This is a genomic window from Natronosalvus caseinilyticus (genome assembly GCF_017357105.1).
GTDB classification, from domain to species: domain Archaea; phylum Halobacteriota; class Halobacteria; order Halobacteriales; family Natrialbaceae; genus Natronosalvus; species Natronosalvus caseinilyticus.
In genome coordinates, this window is the sequence record NZ_CP071596.1 from 2,404,512 (window position 1) to 2,425,398 (window position 20,887).

A 20,887-nucleotide genomic window follows, 5' to 3' on the forward strand; every position below is an offset into this window, starting at 1 on the left:
CCGTGAGTTCCTCCGGGTTTGGCGACCGCGCGCGAACGGTTGGCATCGTCGTGTGTGTGGTCATGCTTCTCGCCACGAGTGCCACCGCAGCCATTGCTGGAGCCGATAGAGGCGTCGAGCCGACGCCATCGATCGCGGGCCAAGCCGATGAGTCCGGAACCAACGACACAAACACTACGCGCCATCAGAACCCCGACGAGTACAGTGAAGAGGGCGACCTCGAGGGGGTCGAGCGATGGCTGTCAGGCTGGCTCACTGACCAGTTAGGCGGGAGTGCGATCCAGTTGAGCCAGGGTGAGTACGACCGCGCCAGCCAGTACGTCGACGAGGAGTACCGCGACCGCCTCGACCAGTACGTCGACGTCGCCGGCGAGACCGAGGGCGAGAGTCACGAAGAGACATTCGAGGACGCCCAGGAAGAACAGCGACGGACGACCGAGACCGCCCGCGAGTACGAAGAGACCTACGAGGAGTACGAGGGAGCACGCGCAACCGGTGACGACGAGCGTGCCCGCGAGTTGGCCCGCGAACTCGAGACCCTCGCTGAGGAGCTCAACGACTCGAGTACGACGCTGCGCACCCACTACAACACGATCGAAACCGAGACGGGGACCGATCTGTCCGGGGCGGATGCTGCGATCGAAGAGGTGAATCAGGACATCCAGGAAGCCCAGGCCGAGATTCGCGAGTTAGAATTCGTCGAAACCGAGTTGACGATCGAGGCCACCGGACCCACCACCATCTCGTTTCTTGACCTCCTCGAGGCACGCGGCCAGCTCCAGACCGTCGATGGGGAGGCGATCGCCAACGAACCCGTGCGTCTCGAGATCGGTGCCCAGACCCTTGTGACCGAGACGGATGCCACGGGGGCGTTCACGGTTACGTATCGCCCGACTACGATCAACGCTTCGACGACCGATCTCGCGGTTCGCTACCGGCCAGCGAACGAATCGGCATATCTCGGCAGTCAGACGGACGTGCCCGTCTCTATCGAGCCAGTCGAGCCGGTGCTCTCCGATCTGGAGGCCACTGACCAGGCTCGCTTCGGTGATGCGATACACTTGGCGGGAGCGGCTACCGTCGAAGACGTGCCCGTCGACAGGCTCCCGCTGTCGGTGACGCTCGATGGCCAGCGCGTCGGGGAGGTGGACGTCTCGGAGGGCCAGTTCAATGGTACCGTCACCGTCCCGCTTTCGGTTCCTGCGGGTGACCAGGAACTCCGCGTTGCCTGGCCCCACGAGGATCGCGCGCTGGCACCCGCGAACGCGACGACGACGGTAACGATCACCGAGACCGAGAGCGCACTCTCGATGGACGCCGATCCCGACGGTGAGACTCTCGCCGTTACCGGTCGACTCACGGCCGCCGACGGCGACGGGGTCGCCAATCAATCGGTGGCGCTGACGCTCGATGGCGACCCCGTCGAGGCGGTGACGACCAACGCTGACGGCCGCTTCGAAGGGGAGCTTACGCCATCGTCAGACGCAGAGTCGGTAACGGTGGGAGCATCGTACGACGACCCCGGGACGAGCCTCGCTAGCGCACAGGCCAAGACGACTGTCACGCTGGCCACCCAGGAGGGGAGTGGTCTGCTGACGTGGCTGTTGGTAGCAACTGGACTCGGGGGTATGGTTGTCCTAGTCCTGGTGGGCTGGTGGTATCGACGCGCTCGACCAACGACGTCGCCCTCGCCCGGTCCGGAAACGCCCGCCGAGACGGGGTCCGAAGACGCAGAATCCACACGAGTACTCGTCAGGACCCAGCTCGCCCAAGCGGCCGACCAGCTCGCGAACGGTCAGCCTGACGCCGCCGTCGAGCGTGCCTACACGGCCGCTCGCCACGACCTCGCCAGTGGCCTTGCCGCCGCTGGCGCATTGACCCACTGGGAGTTTTACCACCGCTATCACGAGCGTGCTGACGAGCCGGCTCGGGATCGGTTGCGGGCGATCACCGAAGGCTATGAGCGCGCCGCGTTCGATCCGACGGGGCTCACCGAGTCGGAGGCAGCGACCGTCCTCAAGCGCGTCCGGGAGGTGTGCGGGCTCGGAGAGGATGGACGGGCACCCGCCGACGACTGAGCGCCACCAACGCGACACGATCGGCGTTCGTATCAATCCTCACTACCTCTTATCAGGGCGTGGCTGACCGTTTACTCGCAGAGCAGGCGCAAAACCCACGACTTCAGTCGTGGGAGCACGTCACGGTCGGTAGTTGCGTTGGTTTTCGGCTTGCTGTCATAGCTCTCGAAATCGGCAAACGTTCCTGATTGCTGGTAAATCACCTGGACGCGAATACTGCAATCGTCCTCGAGGTGGGAACCATGTCCCAGTGAGTACCATCGATAACTTGGTAGAAAAGGTTACTAGCGTTCGGGTCCAAGTAGTTCGTATGGCAACAGCCGTCAAGGTTGACGAGACCGCAAAATCACGCCTCGAGGAGTTGCAGGCGGAGATCCGACTGCGAACGGGGACGAAGGTCACCCAACAGGAACTCTTGTCCCGACTGATCGATAACGCGTATGAATCGCAGGCGGAAGTCATCGACTCGTTCCGTGAGACGCTCGTCCCGCTTTCAGAAGCCGAAAAAACAGCCATACAACAGGGCCGGTTTAGCTCTGGTGTCGACACTGATGAAGCCGACATCGACGACGTCCTTTACGGATGACCGTTCTCATCGACACTGGTGTGCTGTATGCCGATCATGATACAGACGCCGCCCGTCACGACGCTGCTCGCACAGCGCTCGAAGCCGCCTATGATGGTGAACATGGTGTACCATATATCAGTGACTACATTTTTGACGAAGCAATCACTCTGACACGCATGCGAGCCGGCTCATATGAGCCAGCAAAACGACTCAGTGATCGACTGCAGGGCGTCGGGCCATACCCACAGGCGTACGAATTACTTCGTGTATCTGCAACCGTTTTCGACGAGACTATTGCGATATTCGAGCGTTACGATGATCACCCGTTGAGTTTCACTGATGCGACTTCAATCGCGCTCTGTGAACGCCACGAGATTGATGCGCTCATGAGTTTTGATGATGACTTCGATGGGCTCGTCCCGCGCCTTGACCCGGAAACAGTTCCGTGAGATGCCCACTCCACGTGCTCGACCAGCCACACTCCGACGGCGTCGAGTACTTGCGTTGCTGGGCGGGAGCGGTCTCGTCTCTCTCGCCGGGTGTTCGGGCAGTAGCGACTGCGAGAACATGGGGGATGAAGATAGTGACGGGAGCCAAACCGATGACAGGGGCAATCAGGGCGAGAAGACGGCCAGAGCGACGCCGAGTGTCCCGACTGATCGGAACTCGAGCGAGTCGAACGAAACGCACATGCTCGTCAGCGTCACCGTCCGAGTACAGTTCGAGGCCTGTCTCGCAGAGATGATGCCTCTCGTCCGGGACGTTCTGGATACGCTCGAGGTGAACGCAGACGCAGAGCGCTGATCGGCGACAGTTTCCGACAGCAACTGTCGTTTCCAAGCGTCGGTTCCGTTCCAAGCGCGTTCAAGCCTCGGCTGACCCAATCAACGGCGGGCCCTGAACCAGAACAGCGCCACCACGAGGAGCACTGCACCGAGTCCGACAGCGATCATAGCCCGGTAGGACGACGCGTTGTCGAACGAACGATTGCCCACTCCGTTCGGGTCCTCCGTTTCGTCCGGACCATCCGTTTCCTCCGGGTCCTCCGCTTCGTCCAGATCCTCCGCTTCATTCTGGTCGTCCGTCTCGTCCGAGTCCTCTGTCCCGTCCGAATCCTCCGTTCCGCTCGGGTCATCTGTTCCGCTCGGATCCTCCGTCTCGTCCGAGTCTTCCGTGCCGGCTTGGGAGTCGGGATCGGATTCCGTCGGGGTCTCGCTATCCCGGTCGTCTGCTCGAGGAGCGATAGCGAAGACCGAGAGCCCGGGTGAATCCGCCTCAAACGTGTGGATCGCTTCCGACGTTCCGGTGTGTCGCGTCGACAGTTCGGTCCACGCGCCGTCGTGCAGCCGGTAGAGCGAGACCGCATCCGGTTCGAGCCCGCGATCGGCAAGTCGAGAGTCGGTGACGCGGAACCGGAACCTGACGGCGTCGATGTCGTCGTCGGCGATCGTGTGATCGATGATCACGTAGCCGAGCGGGTCGCCCGCCTCGGCGACCGAAAACGCTTCGCCAGCCGTCGGTGGCGTCTGCCCCGCCGAGATGGAGAGCGTGAAGTTTCCGTCGACGGTCGGGGTGACGTTCAATCCGTCGAGGGCGACGCCGTCGTTGGCGTCCCCGTTCACGTCGATCGACACGGGGACGCCCGCTCGAGCACCGGTGACGACGATGTCGATGCCGTCAGACGTCGGGGTGACGGTGACCGATGGAGGCGTGGCGGATTCGTTCGAGTCCTCATCGTCGCCGATCGTTCCTCCGCCGGGAACCCCACCTGGACCGCCTGGAGACTCGGCCCCGTCGTCGACCGCGTTCCCACTGACGGTAAGATCGATCGCTTGGACGTCACCCGCCTCCCACTGGACGGTCTGATTCGCCTCGACGCCATCGACGTAGAACCGGACGGTCTCCCCTTCGTCGTCGCTCGTTCCGTCGACCTGCAGTTTCGGATCGAACGCCCCGGAACCGCCATACCGGCCCGCGTCTGCGGTCGTGAGTTCTCCGCGGACCTCGCCGTCGATCGTCGCCGTGATGGTTACGCCCGCTGGGATCGGCTCTCCGTCGGCCGTCAGTTCGCCGTAGTAGGCTGCCGGCGGTGGCGGCGGCGTCCCGGCGACGGGGGGTACGGCCGCGAACGCCAGGGCGAAGACGACGCCCGCTAGTACGACTCGACCCCACCACCTCCTTGGTGTTGTGTAGCTGCTCATCGTCGATTACGTGGCCGCACCGCCGAACCACTCGACCTGGTCGAGTTCCAACATTTCGGCAAGTTCGTCGTACGTGACGCCGTTCGGGACCCGCGCGGGGACCGTACTCTCCTCGGTCACGTAGACGAAGTACCCGCCGTAGGGGCTCACGGGTTGCTCGTAGACGTACCTGTCGTCGATGAGGTACGTGCTCTCAGTCTCCTGGAATTCGTAGCTGGTGAACACCAACTCGTGTGGGTGGTACGGGAGTGCGGGCTGACCCGTGGGGAGTTCATAGAGATTGAGCAGATCAATCGCTGCGAGGGTCCGCCGGGTGTCGAAGGCGGCCTCCGCGGAATCGTAACTGCGAGGTGCCATGAACTGCCACCCGGGCTTGAGCGTCCGCTGAGTCGGCTGTGCCGGCGTCGCGTCGCGGAAGTCGACCACTGCCCTGGCGTCGGTCTCGGGCACGACGACGACCGCCTCGAGGGCTTCGAGTCGCTCCGTACCGTCGGCGAGGGTCCAGGCCTGCGCGTCGGCGTCGTATCGGTAGATCGCGCCGTCGAAGTCGTCGAACACCTCCGACAGGGTGCCGTCGAGTCCGCCCGGCGTCCCGAAGGAGTAGACGCCGCCGGCGGGCATCTCGAGGTCGATCCCGAACTCCTGAAGGGTCCGAAGCGACGTGTTCTGTGGCGACGCCGTGAGGAACGGCTCGACGTTCGTCACCGGGCCCACGGCGTCAACCTCACCGCGGGGCCCCCAGTAGTTGAGGGGTACAGCGAGTGGGTCGGGCGCCTCGTTCTGGATCGAGACGTTCGTCCCGGTGAGGTCGCTGAAGGCGATCAGCGACTCGTTCGCGATTTCTACGTCCGAGGTGAGGTGGACGCCGACATCGGCCTCGATGGACGCGTTTATCACCTCGACGGTCGAGTCGTGGTGGGTGACGCGAACGCCAATTCCGTCGCTGACGATCGTTCCGTTATAGAACTGGATGTGGCCGCCTCGCCTGGACACGAGCGCGTCCCGTTCGGCGTCGACCGAGACTGTCGTCGCCCGGATGAGCGAGTCGGCGTCCGAGTCGAGCCCGTCGCGGACGTCCACCAGGCTCACGTTACGCGCCGCGATGATCGAGTCCGAGTACGCATCCAGTCCAGTGATCGCGTCCGTGACGACGGTGTCGTTGACGGATACGTTCGAGCGGTATAGCTGGACGCCGGTGGACCACGCATCGATCGAACTGTCGCTCACGTTCGCCGTGGAATCGGTCAGCCTGAGACCGGTTGTTCCGCCGTCGACGGTCAGGTCGGTCGCGTCGATCGACGACGACCACCCCCGAATGCCGTAGTGCGGCCCCGCTCCGGTCATCGTCACGTTCGCCAGGGTCGCGGTCGAACTCGTTACATTGAATCCTTCGTAGACGTCGTGGAATTCCGAATCCGCGACGACGACCTCGGAATTTGATTCGAGGAAGACCGCGTGGTTCGCGTCGTGAACCGTCGTGTTTCGAATCGTGAACGCGGACTCCTCGCCCTCGAACGCCTCCAACCTCGCGGTGAAATTTCCGTTTCGCACCGTCACCGTCGAATTGTGCGAAGCCCGGATGCCGGAAGTGGCGTCGACGCGTACGCGGTCGAACGTCATCGTCGAGTTCGACGATCGGACGGCCCCGTTCCCGTCGATGATGCTGTCCGAGACGGTGAAGTTCGAGTAGGTCGCGATAATGCTGTTGCCGGCTAACTTGCTCGTTACGTTCGTGAGTTCGACGTCAGACCAGGACCCGCGTATCGTGGCTTTCCGCACCGTGGCGTCGGTGATCGAGACGGTCGAGTCTGTGGCGTACGCAGCCGTGTCCATCTCGGGCACGTCGAATCCGGTTACGTCGACCGTCGAATCGACGACCACGATGGCCCGTGTATCTACCGAGTAATCGTGCGGGTTCGTCCCGTCGACACGGAGGTCGGTGATCGTCGTCTCCGTCGAGACGATCTTGACGCCGTTCGTGAGATTGTAGGGTTCGACATCCGTGTTCTCGAGGATTGCGCTGGTCGAGGTGTTAATCTCTATCCCGAACGAGTCGTCCGCCTCCGCGGTGTTCGAATCGACGATTGCGTTGTCGCGAAGCGTGACGTCGTTGGCATTCCGGACCAGGATCCCGGCCCCGCCGACGGACGACATCTGGGTGTCGCGAACGTCGACATCCATCGCGCCGTCGACGCTCACCGCGTCGTCGCCGATTGCCACAAACTCGGTGTTCGCGACGATGATGGACCCGCCGACGTCTACCGCCCGCACGCCGGTGTCGACGGCGTAGAACGAGGCGTTTGCAACGGTGACGTCCACCGCCTGCGCCGCTTCGACGCCGCGAGTCCAGGCTTCGGCCTTGAGATCGCGGACGGTCACGTTGGAGACGGACGGCCCGGATCCGTCGACTAAGACGCTCGCGTATCCGGTCCCGTCGCCTTCGATCGTGTACCCGTTTCCGTCGATGACGACGTCGCTCGCCGTCACGTGCAGACACACCGGATCCGTCGACGTGAGATTTCTGTCGAGGACGTACGTCCCCGGTGTACTGATCTCCTGGCACGACACGAGAGGTGTCGGCCCGCTTTGCTGTGCCGTTGCTGTTCCGACGACTCCGGTCGCGAGAACGACCGCGGTGAGAACGGCGACGACGAGAAGCGCCCTCCACCGCGACCGATCGGTTGGTCGTGTATTCGTGTGCATAGTTGTCACTCATGAACGCTCCGGAAACGAGTCGAACGGATGAACGGCGCCGGCCGCCGTCGATCAAGCACGGTCCGTGCCAGCGACGACGCCGGCCCACGACGAATCGCGGCCGTCCTGGGTGACGGTCCGGTCGCAAGTGCGACCACGTTCCCCGCATTCGCCCGGCTCCCTCCTCGGAATATCCAGTGGAAAGCAGTAGAATCGTATATAGATTTCTATCTATTTATTCATGATATGAACTCTGTTCACACCCTGAAATTTCATCGCGGGGTGAACACTCAGCGAGCGCTCGGTGGAGAAGTGCGGAACTCGACAGAGATGGAACTCGAATGGTCACCACGAGTTGGCGTATGCAATCTCGGGGAACCGCTTAGCCATGTTCTCGACGGCGATCGGGTCGTAGGCGACGACGTCAGCGTCCGTAGCCTGCAGGGCCTCGAGGAGGGAAATCGCCCCGGGAGTTCGAGGTGTCGTCGGTCTGGGGCGTGAACGCGAGGCCACGTACCGAAATCCGGGCGCCCTCAAGGGCCACGTGGTGTTCGAGGAGGGTGAGTAGTCGGTCTGATTGGCGATTGTTGAGGTCGACGGTGGCCTCGATCACCGTATGGTCATACCCTGTGTCACGGGCGGCCGCGATGAGAGCGACGGTATAGCCACAGCGCACCGATTCCGACTGAGAGCGCGACGATGGCAGCGATGAGCACCCCGGGGCTGGCTTTGAACTGCTCCGGGCTTGAAGACGGCGTATCCGACGTCGACCCCTCGTCCATTAGTCCGCCGTCCACCGATTCGTCGGACGAGTCGGAATCGTCCGGTGAATCGGTTCCGGTCGGCTCATCTGTCGCGGGCGGCGTGGGGTCGTCTGCGACTGCTGCTTGGCCGCTTACCGCGAATACCGAGAGGCCAGGGACCGTCGCCTCGAAGACGTGGTGCGTGGCGGTTTCGTCGACGACGCTCATTGATGCGGCCTGCCACTGGCCGTCGTGGTAGCGGTAGACCACGACGTCCGAGGGTGCGAGACCGCGTGCGGCGAGTGTGTCCTTCGAAACACGCAGCCGGAAGGTGACCTCACCGATCTCCTCGTCGGGAATCGAGTGGTCGACGTTCAGGTAGCTGATCGGCGGCTCGCCGGACGGCGTGGTATCGGGCGCGCCCGGCGGGGCGTCCTCGCTGACGCTGACGTTCAGCGTGAAGTCGCCGTCGACTAGGGGCGTGATGTTGAGCCCGTCGAGGGTGACGTTGCCCGACCCCGTTCCGGACATCTCGATGTCAACAGCCGTCCCGTTCTGTGCGTTCTCGACGGAGACGTCGGTCGTCCCGTCGGCCGACCGGGTGACAGTGACGTCAGAACCCGGCTGGCCGGTCGGGGAGTCGGACCCACCGGAATCGGCGCTGGAGTCGTCGGAACCACTCCCCGCGCCGACGCCAGCGTCCCCACCATCGGATCCCTCAGCGCCGTCATCCGAGGTGATGCCGGTACCCGAAAGCTCGAGTTCGAGCATCGGTGTCGTCGTGTCGTTGGTGTGAATCCGCAGCGTTTCGCTGGCTCCCCCGACGGTGGTCGGTTCGAACGATACCGTGACGGCGTGCGTTGCACCGGTCGCGAGCTGTGTCGTCGTGTTACCAGCGACGACGTCGAAGGGCGTCGTCTCCGATCCCGCCAGGTCGACACCGGACACGGTGAGCGGCGTTCCTCCGACGTTCGTCACCGTGACCGTCGCCGTCTCGGCGGTCCCGGTCTCGATGGTCCCGAACTCGAGGGGGTCGGGTGTGACGGCGACCGTGGCTGGTCGGTTCGGGTCGACGACGAGAATCGTCACGAGCCCGTCAGCGGTGACGCTCGAGGGGTCCGCCGCGACGTACCGAACGGCCTCAGTGCCGGCGAACCCGGGATCTGGGACGTACGTGAGGGTGCCGTCGGCCGCCACGGAAATCAATCCGTGCCGGGCCTCGTCGAAGTCGTCGACGCCGATGTCGTCGCCGTCCAGATCACGATCGTTCCTGAGGACGCCCGGAGCGGTCACCGAGAGCGTGTCGTCTACCTCGGTAACGTAGGTATCGGGCGCGGAGACGGGTGCACGATTCGGGTCAGGGAGCACCTCGACGGTGACGGTCGCCCAGTTCGAGTACGGGCCGGTACCCTGGACGCCCCACGGCGACGTGTCAGTGCTCGACTGGTCCTCCTTCTGAACGCGATACGTGAACGTGTCGGTGCCGGTGAACCCGTCCGGCGGCGTGTAGCCGAACCCAGCGGGAACCCCGATCACCGACGCGCCCTGGGCGGATCCGTTGTAATCAGCGACCACGAGTTCGTCACCGTCGGGGTCGTAGTCGTTTTCAAGTACTGCTGCTTCCAGCGTCTCGCCCTCGAGGATCGTGTAGTGGTCGGCGGTGGCGTAGGGTGGCCGGTCCGGGTCGGGAAGTACCTCGACGGTGACGGTCGCCCAGTTCGACAACTTGCCGTCCTCGTCCTTGATCCGATAGGTGAACGTATCCTTCCCGGTGAAATCGGATGGTGGCGTGTAGCCGAACCCGGCTGGGACACCGACCAGCGAGCCGCCCTCGACCGAGCCATTGTAATCGGCGACCACGAGTTCGTCACCGTCGGCGTCATAGCCGTTCTCAAGTACTGCTGCTTCCAGCGTCTCGCCTTCAAGGATCGTGTAGTGGTCGGCGGCGGCGTAGGGTGGCCGGTCGGGGTCGGGAAGCACTTCGACGGTGACGGTCGCCCAGTTCGACAACTCGCCATCCTCGTCCTCGATCCGGTAGGTGAACGTGTCCGTCCCGGTGAAGCCCTGATCGGGTCCGTACGAAACTTCCCCGTCGGGCTCGTGGAAGACGGTCCCGTGGGCTGGCGATCCGACCTGCGATACCGACACTGAACTCCCATCCGGGTGGTGGTCGTTGGCGACGATCCCCGGGGCCACTACCTGCAGTGGCTCGTCCATCGTGGTGATGAAATGATCGGATACGGCAATCGGTCCGTGAGGAGACGAAGCCTTCGCATCTGGATCGGCGAGCGGCAGCCAATCGGTGTTGTTCGCGCCCGCCAGTTCGTACGGAGCGTCGCAGAGGCCATCGCCGTCGGCGTCGGTACAGGTCTGGCTGTAGCCACTGCTGTCTGGTGATGCCCAGTAGTTGCCGCCGAGGACCGATCCGTTCGCGACGTTCGTCCCGGACGTCGCCGAAACGTTCCACGCGTTCGGGAACACGTCGCGCTCGTAACCGGGCAAGAACGACTCGTTGACGGCATAGGTCTCGTTGAATGCAGTAGTTCCGTTGAAGAGATTGTCGTAGACGAGGTGTTCATCACCCTCGTTGAACGTCGGTTCGGTCACGTCCTTCGTCGAGCCGTCGTCGACGACTATGCTCGGTCCGACGGTGAAATGGACACTCTCGTCGTTGTCCTCGAGGGCGTTGTGTCGGACCGTGACGTTTGTCGACGGCGGCGTCCAGGTGTAGCGTGGATCGCCGTCCGCCGTCTGGTCAATGTGCGAGAGCGTCTGGACGAACGCTAGTCCCTGGTTTGAGTCGTTGAAGCGATTGTCCTCGACAACGACGTCCGACGTCGCGATGAACTGGATCGCGGCGAGCGAGTTCGTCACCGTGTTGTTCGCGACCGTCCCACCGACGAGGTGATCGAGGACGATCCCTCTGCTCTCTCTGACCTCGGTGGCCGTCTCGTTCCGGTTGTCGGCGATGACGTTGTCGACGAGCGTGACGCCGTCGATACCGAGTGCCGAGCCGACGTGGATTCCAGCGCCGTTTCGCTCGACGTGGTTCGCCGAGACGGTCGCGTCGTCGTCCCAGACGGCGATCCCGAGGTCGTTCTCGACGACGAGGTTGTTCGCGACGGTGACGCTGTCGGCGACGATCTCGTCTTCGCCCTGGGCAGGGAGGGTTCGACTCCCGATGGCGATCCCCGGTCCGGCGGTCCAGCGGACATCGTTGGTGCTGATCGTTGCCTCCGGTGCGTCGACGCCGATTCCGACGTGCGTCGCGTTCGTAACGGCGTTGTCCGAGACCGTTACGCTCCCACCGGCCTCGAGGATCTGGATGCCGACGACGCTCGACTCGAGGCTATTCGCCTCGACGAGTACGTTTGTGGCGTCGGCGACGGTGATCGCCCCGCGGGGCTGGTCGCGCAGTGCGGTGAGTTCGCCGTAGCCGTCGACGTCGTTACCCGTGACGGCGGCCGTGTCGCTTGCGCTGACGTGGATCGCTCGTGCGCCGGTGCCGTTCGTGAAGGTGTTGTCCGCGACCGTGTACTCCTCGACGTTGTTCAGATACGCCCCGTTGGTGCCGACGAACGTGACGTGATTCGCGGTGATCGTGACGTTGGACGACTTCGTGCTCGAATACGACGACCCGGTGGCCTCGATCCCGTTCCCGGAGGCGTTACCGATGGCGTTGCCTTCGATCACCGCATCACTCGCATAGCGGGTCAGCACCACGCCGTCGGTCACACCGTCGATCGTGTTGTGTCGAACGACGAACTCCCGGGTGTTCCGGTTGATGTTCGTCTCGATTCCAGTCGGGCTGTTTGTGACGGTATTGTTCTCCACGATCGCTCCGGTCCCCCCACTGAGGCCGATGCCGGCACGCTCGACGCCGTCGATCGTGTTGTTCGTGATGTGTGCCTCGGTGTAAACGAGCTGGATGCCCACGCCCGTATGGGAGGTCCCCTGGGTCACGCCGTGAATCTCGTTGCTACGGATCACGGCGCCGTTGCTGTTCTCCATGAGCGAGATCCCGTAGCCGTAAGGGTTGGCGATCGTGTTGTTCTCGATGGTCGCCCGTCGTGAGCGGTCCCGGACGTCGACGACGGTCCCTCCGCCGACGAACTCATTGTCACGGATGATGACATCCTCAGAGCCGAAGAACTCGACTTTCGTTCCCTCAAGGTAACTGTCTTCGAGGAGGAGGCGATCGCTATCGGTCAGCCACACCTTCATCCGATCGAACGTGCCGTTCCTCACGGTGAGGTCGGGCGAACTACCTGCGCGAATAGCCTGTTTACCACCGGAGTAGTACTCGCCCCTGTATGCGACGAGTGAATCGACCGTTGCACCGGGTGAGTCACCGAGGTACATACCGTAGTGAGAGCCGGAGACGTTCGTGTCGGTGATCAAGACGCTCGTCGAGTTGACGACGTGCAGGCCATACTCATTGTCAGTCAGGTTGGCCGACTCCACGGAGAGTCCCTGGACGTGCGCGGCGACGAACGCCTGTCCGGTGTCGGTGCGTTCGAATCCCGTGAGCGAGATGTCGGAGCCGTCAACGACGGCGAGGTACCCCCGGGGAACGCTCCCGTCGAAGGTCATCCCGTCGACGCCTTCGTAGATGTAGACCGGCAGGCCGTCGATCGTGTTCGACTGGTCGATGTCGTGGCGATAATGCCCGGACATGGAGAAGCCCCACGTCGAGTTGTCCATCGCGACGTTCTGCATGGTGACGTTCGCCGAGCCGGAGAGCGCGACGCCGTACTCCCCGCCCTCGACGGAGAGGTCAGTCAGTCGCGCGTCGGGCGAGTTGTCGACGTACACCGCGTCGTCGTATGGCCCGGTCGCGAACGTGCTGTCGCGGACGACGACGTCCTCGCTCCTGTCGACGTCGAGTGCGTGATTCTCCGAGGCGCTCACGGTCACGTTGTCGATGACTGTCCCGTGGGAGTAGTACAGCTCGACGCCAAGGCCGTACTCGCCGACGGCGAGGCTCGAGTCGACGATGGAGCCGTTCGTCTCGTCGAAATAAATGGCGCCGTCGTCAAATCCCTCGCCGTTCGATAGCTCCGTCGTCATCCGCTCGACGGTCACGTTCACGGAGTCCTCGGCGTGGAGCCCCCAGTACGCGTCGTACCGGTGGGTGACGTCCCGAATCGTAACGTTCGAGGCGTACTGGAGCTCGATGCCATCGTCGTTGTTCCTGGTGGTGACGTTGGCAATGGTGAGGTCGGTGGCAGTGTCGACGTAAATACCATCGTAGTCGTTGTCCCGCGTCGTCGAGTTGGCGATCGTGACGCCCGTCGAATCGTCGACGGAGATCCCCTCATAGACGTTGTTTCGTGCCGTCACGTCCTCGACGGTCACGTCGCTTGCAGACTCGATGTAAATCCCGGCGTACGACGAGTAGACGGTGACGTTCTGGACGGTGACGTTCGAGACGTCAGGCATGACGTGAATCGCCGGATCGCCGCCGCCGATGTCGTGAGACTGCCCGTCGAACACAACGTCGCTCGCGTTGATCTCGACGATCGGATCGCCGGACGCCGTCAGGTCCGAATCGAGGACGTAACAGCCCGGCTGGTCGATGACTGTCGCGCTGGATACCGATATGCAGCCGTCGTGACTCGACGCGGCCGCGGCGCCACCACCGATCACGATCACGGCACATGCCGTCAGGACTGCGAGCACCAGTGCAGTGTTTCGACTCGCCTTCGGGTGCGGCCTGCTCATGATCCCACCGGGAGCGGGCCGTCAGCTGCGTCGATGGCTCGGACGGGATGACAAACCGGTGATTCCGTTAGCAATACCTCTCTTGCGTGTCCTGTGCGTCGGCTCATGGGAAACCCACCGACCGAGGCCCTACCCTACGTAGACCTCCCAATCGGCTACTGTTAGCCTTCAGGAGGGACGTGACTTATCACTATCTGTTTATGACATGTACGATGTTCACGGCGTGAACGGATCCAGAAGGTAACGGAGACGCACGGTGAACACCGCGGAATCGGCGACACCCACCGCTCGAGACACATATGAGCGTTCAACCACGTTCGTTTGGAAGTGGCCGGCGCTCGAGACGCACGAGGTTAAACGACCACGGGTCGGGTGACCCGTGGAACTCTCGCTGTTCTCTTTAGACGGGCAAGCGTCGAAGAGAAAACACAGTCGGCAGACGCGGCCCGTCGAGCGAACGTCCACCCCTACAGGCGGAGATCGGCGCTCCGAATCGCTTTAGACCCCCGTCGAATCTCGTCGAACGTTTCCCGGGCCCACTCGAGAACCGTTTCATCTGTCGAAACGAGAAACGCGTTGGGGTAGGCAGATTCGTCGATAGTGCCGATTCCGACGGTCTCGTCGTCGTAAATTCCCATCGACACCGGAATCGTCCCGTCGTACCGGTACATCGCAACCTCCTCGAGGTCGAGCAACCGGTCTAACTGGGTTTGCATCGTTGCGTCTCCGAGCATCGATTCGAGCGTCGCCTCGCTAAGGACGACTGCTGAGCGCTGTCCGTGTTTCTCTGCGGCCCGGATCTGGCTGGTGACGGTATTGCTCGTCACGGCGTGGGCGAGGATCCTGACCTCATCGCACTGGTCCATCAACTCTGCGGCGGTCCTGGCGGCAGCGAGTGGGTCGGTTTCGCTCGGAACGCCGACCTCGGCGTCGCGGAAATGTGTGACGTCGATCGTGAGGAACTCCGGCGGCAGGGATGGGGCGAGCGGCTCGAGAACCGCAGCGGCGTCGAGCGTCTCACACAGCTCGAGGAGGGCCGCAGCCACCGCTCGCCCGGTCGACGTCGTGCGGTAGCCGTCGTCTGTCCAGCGGATCCACCCCCGCTCTTGGAGATCACCGACGATTCGACCGATAGTCACCCGGGATGCACCTGTCTCCACCTGTAAGGAGCGACGTGTGTGGGGGCTGTCGACCAGTGCCTCGAGGACCGCGACTCGGTTCCTCGAGCGGGCGAAGAACTCGATATCTTCGAGACGCTCGTTCATGGCCAGTCATTGGGTGATGGGTAAATAAGCGTACAGGAATTCACACACCGCCACACAGCCGGCTGGCGTTTAATGGGGCCACGAGTCGCTGATCGCTCGACCCGCTCGTGTACAGCGTCTGTTCGGTGCTGGCGAACCGCTCTAGTTCGTGCTCGTCGACAGCGATCGGGTCCGCTGGGAACGCCTGAGCGCCGGTTGCAGGCCACGACCCGCGCACGAGGACGGGACACGTTGGAGGCTCCGCACCGTCTAACCACCCGTACGTCGGGCCAGGTGGCGCCTCCGCGTCGTAGTAATTCTTACCGATGCGCGTCAGGTGGTCGTCGCTCGTCCAGTTACCCTCGATATGCGCCTCGGCAAACGTGACCGCCTGAAACTCCGCGGGTGTCGTCGTACTCTCGTAGGGCAGGACTGGTGGACCGACGAATGCGAGCGGCAACGAGATGAGTGCACAGACGAGTACCACCGCGGGGAGCGCCGCTTTCAGCAGGAACGATGCTCGCGGACGGGAACGCCACCCTATATCTACGACCGCGATTGCGGCCATGATGACGGCAGAGAGATGGATGAACGTCTGCCCGCGTGCGGCGAAGTACTGATACGCCGAGTTCAACTCGGCGATGACCGCAAAGCCGACGAACATCAGCGGGCCGAGAAACAGCGCCAACACGACCGGGCCAACGTCGACGTCGTCGATCGCGAGTGGGAACCCCCAGACTGCAAACGCGACGAGGATCGTGAGCGGAGCCACATACCACAATAATCGCGGGTGTGTCGAGGCCGTTCCAGGGAACACGTTCGAGACGGCGTTGATCCCCAGGATCGTGAACCCGCCGGCAAACGACGTGAGAACCGAGAGACGGAGCAGCGACGGTGTTGTCCCTCGAACGAGAACCACCAGCCCGGCAAAGACGAGCAGACAGACGAGGAACAAGCCGAGTCTGGTCGCGACGTCGCCGAAGAACGGCGGTTGCGTGAGCGTGTAGTACACCCCGAAGTACGCCCAGGAGCCGATGACGATCGCCAGACCATGAACAATCGTCGCTCGAACAGGGGTGCGCCGGAAATGGACAACCGCGAGCGCAGTGAGCGTCAGTGCGGCCATCATCGTACTCAAGTAAGCTACCACGCCCTGAAGGGCGTGGCATTCAGCGTGGACTCCCGTTCTAACCCGTCAAAGGGGTAGGCGAATACTCGCCGTTCACGTTCATCATCCCGCTGTTCAAGCGCACGCCTACGGGTGCGCCTCCACGACCAGACTTTTGCTGATTGCGGAGATACTTCAGACCGATATTCTTCGCCGCGTTGTAATCCGCGTGAACTTCATACCCACACTTCAGACACTCAAACTCGTCCTGACCGTTGTTGTGTGGACGATTATCCTTGTGAGTGAATCCACATGTCGAGCAACGCTGGCTTGTGTACGCCGGATTAATTTGCTCCACAACAAGCCCCTCGGTTTCGGCTTTGTACGTGATGTACTCGAACAAACGGTGGAACGCCCACTTGTGAACCGCTTTTGCGTGCGGCAAGCGTTCACGGATGCCTTTCAATTGCTCGAACACGATATGCGTACAATCGGTTTCGAGGGCTTCCTCGATGAGTTCGTTCGCGATGGTGTGAAGCATCTGCTCAAAGCGTCGAGTCTGCTTTCGACCGACTCGCTGGACGTTTTCGTGTGCCCAGCGCGTGCCAGTCTGTTGGAGGGTGCCTCGACGTTTTTCGTATTCGCGGTGCCAGTGGTTGAGTTCGCCACCGCTCCAAAACGTGCCTGTTGAGGTGGTTGCGATGTTTGTGATGCCAAGGTCAACACCAAGGACGGAGACGTGCTTGGTATCACCTTTGTCGGCTTCATCGTTCTCCACGACGGGCTTTGTCCGTACATGGAGGTAGAAACAGTCCTTAACCTCATCGTAGTGGAGCGTGGCCCCTTTCACCTCGTAGTCATCGTTGAACAGGTACGCCGCGTGTGGCGTCTCCCGCTGTTCGTCGGGAAGGACGAACTCTGCGGCCACTCTCTCATCTATCGTGGCGAGTGTGGCGTGGTCGTCGTTGACGGTGACGGTTCGCGCGTCGTAGCTGGCGAACCGTGACCTGAACTCGGGTTTGGAAGCTTTCTTGCCTTCCTTCCAGCGCTCGATGACTCCTTTGACGGCTTCTGCGGCGCGGTTTCGTGCGGCTTGCACGAGGTTGGCCGGGAGCGGTGAGTCGTCTCTTACGTCGTAGTACGTTTGGTCGTGGAGTTTTTGTTTGCTGGTGATTTTCCAGTCTGGTTCCCACGCTACGTCTACGACGTAGTTGGCGGCGTTGAGGAAGTGGTCGATGGTCTGGTGGAGGAGGTCAGCGGCACTCTCGTCGACGTCGAGTTTGACGGGGACGGTTCGAGTGGCTGAGTCTCCCACCATCTGTACTTCATATGTAAGTACCTGTATTTATAATGATTTGGTTAGCGTTGGAGGAGTCGGCCTGCTATCGAGTGTGGTTTGTGTAATGGGTTGTCGGCTTCTTCCCGCGCCTAAAGACGCGGGTTTCCGCCTCGCATTCATTATGATGGGTGATGGGAAGCACCACAAGAGCGGTCGCGAACACGATGAACCAGCCCAGGTGCTGGGTCCGCAGGAGACGGTGAAACGCCACCGCACTCACGATGACGAGCAATATCCCGAGCACCTCATAGGAGACGGCAGCCGTGCGCCTGAGATACAGCCCCTCCGTGGCGAGCACGAGGCCGGCGACGGTGGCAACGGCGAGCGTTCGCCGGGCGTCCCAGCCACGATTGTGTGCGATTCGACGCGCGAACGCGAACGCGAACAGACACGGGACCGTCCCCACGAGGGCAATCGTCGGCTGGCTGATCGAGAGCACGTGCACGCCGGTGACGAGCTGGAGTTGGCTCAACAACACGGGGAACACAAACCCCTGTGGATTCGACTGGAGCGGGATGTCGCCAGCAGTGAGGATCTGACCGGCCTGGGCAGCGAACTTGAAGCCATCCGGGTTGAACGGCAACGGCGTCCAGTGTTGAGGCGCCAGCCGGATGGCGACGCCCACCACGAAGACCAGGACGACGGCTAGAATCGTGCGGTCCCTCCGCCGACCCCCTCGGCCTGAACGCACAGTCATTGGTATAAATAACCTGTCCACGAGCCAAGTAGATTTGCTTCGTTCTCTGTAGTGGAACGAGTGTGCGAGCATGAAGGACGTAGCCTGCGTAACGTATGCGTTCACGTCGGACACCGACGCCGATGATCATGACGTGTACCGACTGCTGGGTGATGGCCTCTCGTGGCTCGACAGAGACAGCGGTCGAGTGGCCACCGCATCGACTGTCACCTCGAGGGTGGCAACTATGTCCCAGTCGACACCAGCGATAACCTGGTAGAATGAATTACCAGCGTTCGGGTCCAAGCCGCTCGTATGGTGACAGCCGTCAAAGTTGACGAGACCGCAAAATCACGCCTCGAGGAGTTACAAGTGGAAATCCGGCTCCGAACGGGGCGAAGGTTACCCAACCAGAACTCCTGTCCCGATTGATCGAGAACGCGTATGAATCGCCGGCTTTGTTGAAATCCTCAGTGGCTCATACAAACAACGTGTAGCATGCACAGCACGAGGCTCTCATTTGGAGGAGGTCTCGTTGTCGGAAAGTCGCTGCTTCAGGAGGTAGCTCACACCCCCGAGTACACCGAACGCGCTGCCGATACCGAAACCGGGCATGTCGTCATTGTTTGTCTCACCGTTCGATGTCTCATCCTCGGTGTCAGTTGATACATCATCCTCAGTGTCAACCGATGCGCTACCCTCGGGGTCAACCGATGCGTTATCGTCAGGTTCGTCTGGTGATCGTGAATGTATCTCGAAATTCAACACGCGGAGCCACGTCGTTCCATGATCGCCTGCTGAACACGCTTCTGACGGCACGATACCGAGACGCACCTCGAGTGGCCCCGTGCCCGAAACCGTCTTCTGGACGTGTCCACGCGTGGTCCCACCTGCTGAGATCTCGAAGACTTGTTCGTCGTACAGATCCGAACGCCCAACGCTTCCCGTCCAAACGGGCGCTCCGTCCTCAAGCACCTCCACGTACGGTCGCTCCCACCACCCTTCAGCCTCAATTTCGTAGTCGAACGAGATGGCTACGCGTTCGTCGTTGATCGCCTGCGTTACCGACCCGCTGGAACACTGATGGACCCGAATCGTGAGTGCTGTCTCGTTACCTTCGACCGATGCGTCGTTCTCGACGTCGGTTTGCCACGGTCCAATCGAATCCGATGTTGCCGGTGGTGTCGGTTGCAAGGAGTCTGGAGTCCGGTCGCCGAGGACGAAGTACTGCGGGTCGGGTGGAATCTCCGGGAGTGACTCGGAGCGAACGTATCGCTCGAGCCATTGTGAGAGCGACGACGACCCGCTCGCTTCACCAACCGCGGCTTCGAACCCTGCAAACGTGCTCAGATCGAATTCTCCCGTGGTGAACACGTCGTTGAGCGTTGCCGCCCCGTCCGAGACGCGCTGTATCTCGGCATCGAGTGCCGCCAACACGTGTGCGCCCTTGTCGTAGTCGGCCATCGTTCGCTGCACCAGTTCTGCATCGGCCAACACAGCGTCTCGAGAGCGGTCGGTAGTGACCGTCTCCAGGAACGCATCAAACGTTTCCGCGCCCACGTTCAATGCCACGAGATAACCATAGTACTCGGCTATCGCTTCCTTTAGCCAGTACATGTCGCGGCCGCCAAACACGCCGAATAGCGTGTGTACGTACTCGTGCGTCGCCACACTCTCGATGTCCGTGATTCGAGCAACAGTATCGTGCATCACGACATCGTTTCGGATCGCGTAGCCGCCGGGTCCACCCCACGAGCGTGGGACGACGCACACAGCCATCCGGTCACGTGGAATTCGTGGCACAATGGCGCTCTCGGCGAACGCGTATGTATCCAGCAGCTCCTCGTGCGGGACGGACTTCTCGACGCTTTCCGGAACGACGATCGTCATTTTCGTCCCCGCCGCCGACCGTGTGTATGTTTCTGCTGGTCCGGCATAGACAAACCCATCCCCCACAAACCCCGCTCCCACAATGGACAGCGTCAGACGTTGCCGGGGTTCCTCACCGCTATAGCGGAACGGCAGCGACGGCCGGAGACGCGGTTCGAACGCCGCATCACCGACGGCGTACGTTCCTGGAACGCCGTCGGGTAGGGTTACTCCATCAGGCCGAGTCTCGATAATCAGCCGCGGTGTCGTCTCCCCATCCCACAGGAAGGACGTGGTGTCTTTACGTGAAACGCCACGTGTTTCGCGCACCGACGCTTCCCCCCACTCGAGTTCGCCAATCTCTATCGTGAGCTCCGCGATCGTCTCGGGAATGTCGTATTCAAACTTATAGACGAAGCGACCCGCATCGGCCTCGTATCGAACGTGTCCATTCTCGCTGAGTACATTATCGGTTCTCGTAGCGCTCGACGATCGCGCCACCGCCATCGCTGACTGACTGGCCCCGGTCACGCCGCCAGCCAGTACACCGGTCGCAGTCCCAATGAAATATCGGCGCTTCACTAGCAGAAGGTCGACCCAAATAGTTGATAAACATATTCATCTGATTTAACCAATATTAGCG

General features: G+C 62.0%; 13 protein-coding genes. 4 read left to right on the top strand and 9 right to left on the bottom strand.

What is annotated here, in order from left to right; genetic code table 11:
• Positions 1-2: 2 nt before the first annotated feature.
• From J1N60_RS11555 to J1N60_RS11570, 4 genes are all read left to right on the top strand, one after another.
• On the top strand, positions 3-2,078 hold the full coding sequence (locus tag J1N60_RS11555; protein ID WP_312907572.1) for a hypothetical protein: 2,076 nt from the start codon (positions 3-5) through the stop codon (positions 2,076-2,078).
• Positions 2,079-2,388: 310 nt separating this feature from the next.
• Complete coding sequence (locus J1N60_RS11560; protein WP_312907574.1) at positions 2,389-2,664, top strand: hypothetical protein; 276 nt, start codon at positions 2,389-2,391, stop codon at positions 2,662-2,664.
• Positions 2,661-3,095 (top strand): type II toxin-antitoxin system VapC family toxin, encoded by a 435-nt coding sequence (locus J1N60_RS11565; protein ID WP_312907576.1) that lies wholly within the window; start codon positions 2,661-2,663, stop codon positions 3,093-3,095. Before J1N60_RS11560 ends, J1N60_RS11565 begins: the two co-directional genes overlap by 4 nt.
• Positions 3,096-3,213: 118 nt before the next feature.
• A complete protein-coding gene (locus J1N60_RS11570; protein WP_312907578.1) occupies positions 3,214-3,450 on the top strand; it encodes a hypothetical protein in 237 nt (78 codons plus the stop codon).
• A gap of 80 nt (positions 3,451-3,530) precedes the next feature.
• Here J1N60_RS11570 and J1N60_RS11575 read toward each other — a convergent pair whose 3' ends face one another.
• From J1N60_RS11575 to J1N60_RS11615, 9 genes are all read right to left on the bottom strand, one after another.
• The gene (locus J1N60_RS11575; protein ID WP_312907580.1) at positions 3,531-4,847 is read right to left on the bottom strand and encodes a PGF-pre-PGF domain-containing protein; all 1,317 of its coding nucleotides are present in this window, start codon (positions 4,845-4,847) and stop codon (positions 3,531-3,533) included.
• Positions 4,848-4,853: 6 nt separating this feature from the next.
• The gene (locus tag J1N60_RS11580; RefSeq protein WP_312907582.1) at positions 4,854-7,550 is read right to left on the bottom strand and encodes a right-handed parallel beta-helix repeat-containing protein; all 2,697 of its coding nucleotides are present in this window, start codon (positions 7,548-7,550) and stop codon (positions 4,854-4,856) included.
• Between the two features lie 336 nt (positions 7,551-7,886).
• Positions 7,887-8,054 (bottom strand): hypothetical protein, encoded by a 168-nt coding sequence (locus J1N60_RS11585; protein WP_312907584.1) that lies wholly within the window; start codon positions 8,052-8,054, stop codon positions 7,887-7,889.
• A gap of 119 nt (positions 8,055-8,173) precedes the next feature.
• Positions 8,174-14,008: a right-handed parallel beta-helix repeat-containing protein gene (locus J1N60_RS11590; protein ID WP_312907586.1), complete on the bottom strand. Its 5,835-nt coding sequence runs from the start codon at positions 14,006-14,008 to the stop codon at positions 8,174-8,176.
• 467 nt (positions 14,009-14,475) lie between these two features.
• Positions 14,476-15,273 (bottom strand): helix-turn-helix transcriptional regulator, encoded by a 798-nt coding sequence (locus tag J1N60_RS11595; RefSeq protein ID WP_312907588.1) that lies wholly within the window; start codon positions 15,271-15,273, stop codon positions 14,476-14,478.
• Between the two features lie 40 nt (positions 15,274-15,313).
• Positions 15,314-16,381, bottom strand: coding sequence for a hypothetical protein (locus J1N60_RS11600; protein WP_312907589.1), 1,068 nt, complete (start codon positions 16,379-16,381; stop codon positions 15,314-15,316).
• A 58-nt stretch (positions 16,382-16,439) separates the two neighbouring features.
• Positions 16,440-17,678, bottom strand: a complete 1,239-nt coding sequence (locus tag J1N60_RS11605; RefSeq protein ID WP_312907590.1) for an RNA-guided endonuclease InsQ/TnpB family protein — start codon at positions 17,676-17,678, stop codon at positions 16,440-16,442.
• Between the two features lie 64 nt (positions 17,679-17,742).
• Complete coding sequence (locus J1N60_RS11610) at positions 17,743-18,396, bottom strand: hypothetical protein (RefSeq protein WP_312907592.1); 654 nt, start codon at positions 18,394-18,396, stop codon at positions 17,743-17,745.
• A 495-nt stretch (positions 18,397-18,891) separates the two neighbouring features.
• Positions 18,892-20,826: a M61 metallopeptidase family protein gene (locus J1N60_RS11615; protein WP_312907594.1), complete on the bottom strand. Its 1,935-nt coding sequence runs from the start codon at positions 20,824-20,826 to the stop codon at positions 18,892-18,894.
• Positions 20,827-20,887: the final 61 nt, after the last annotated feature.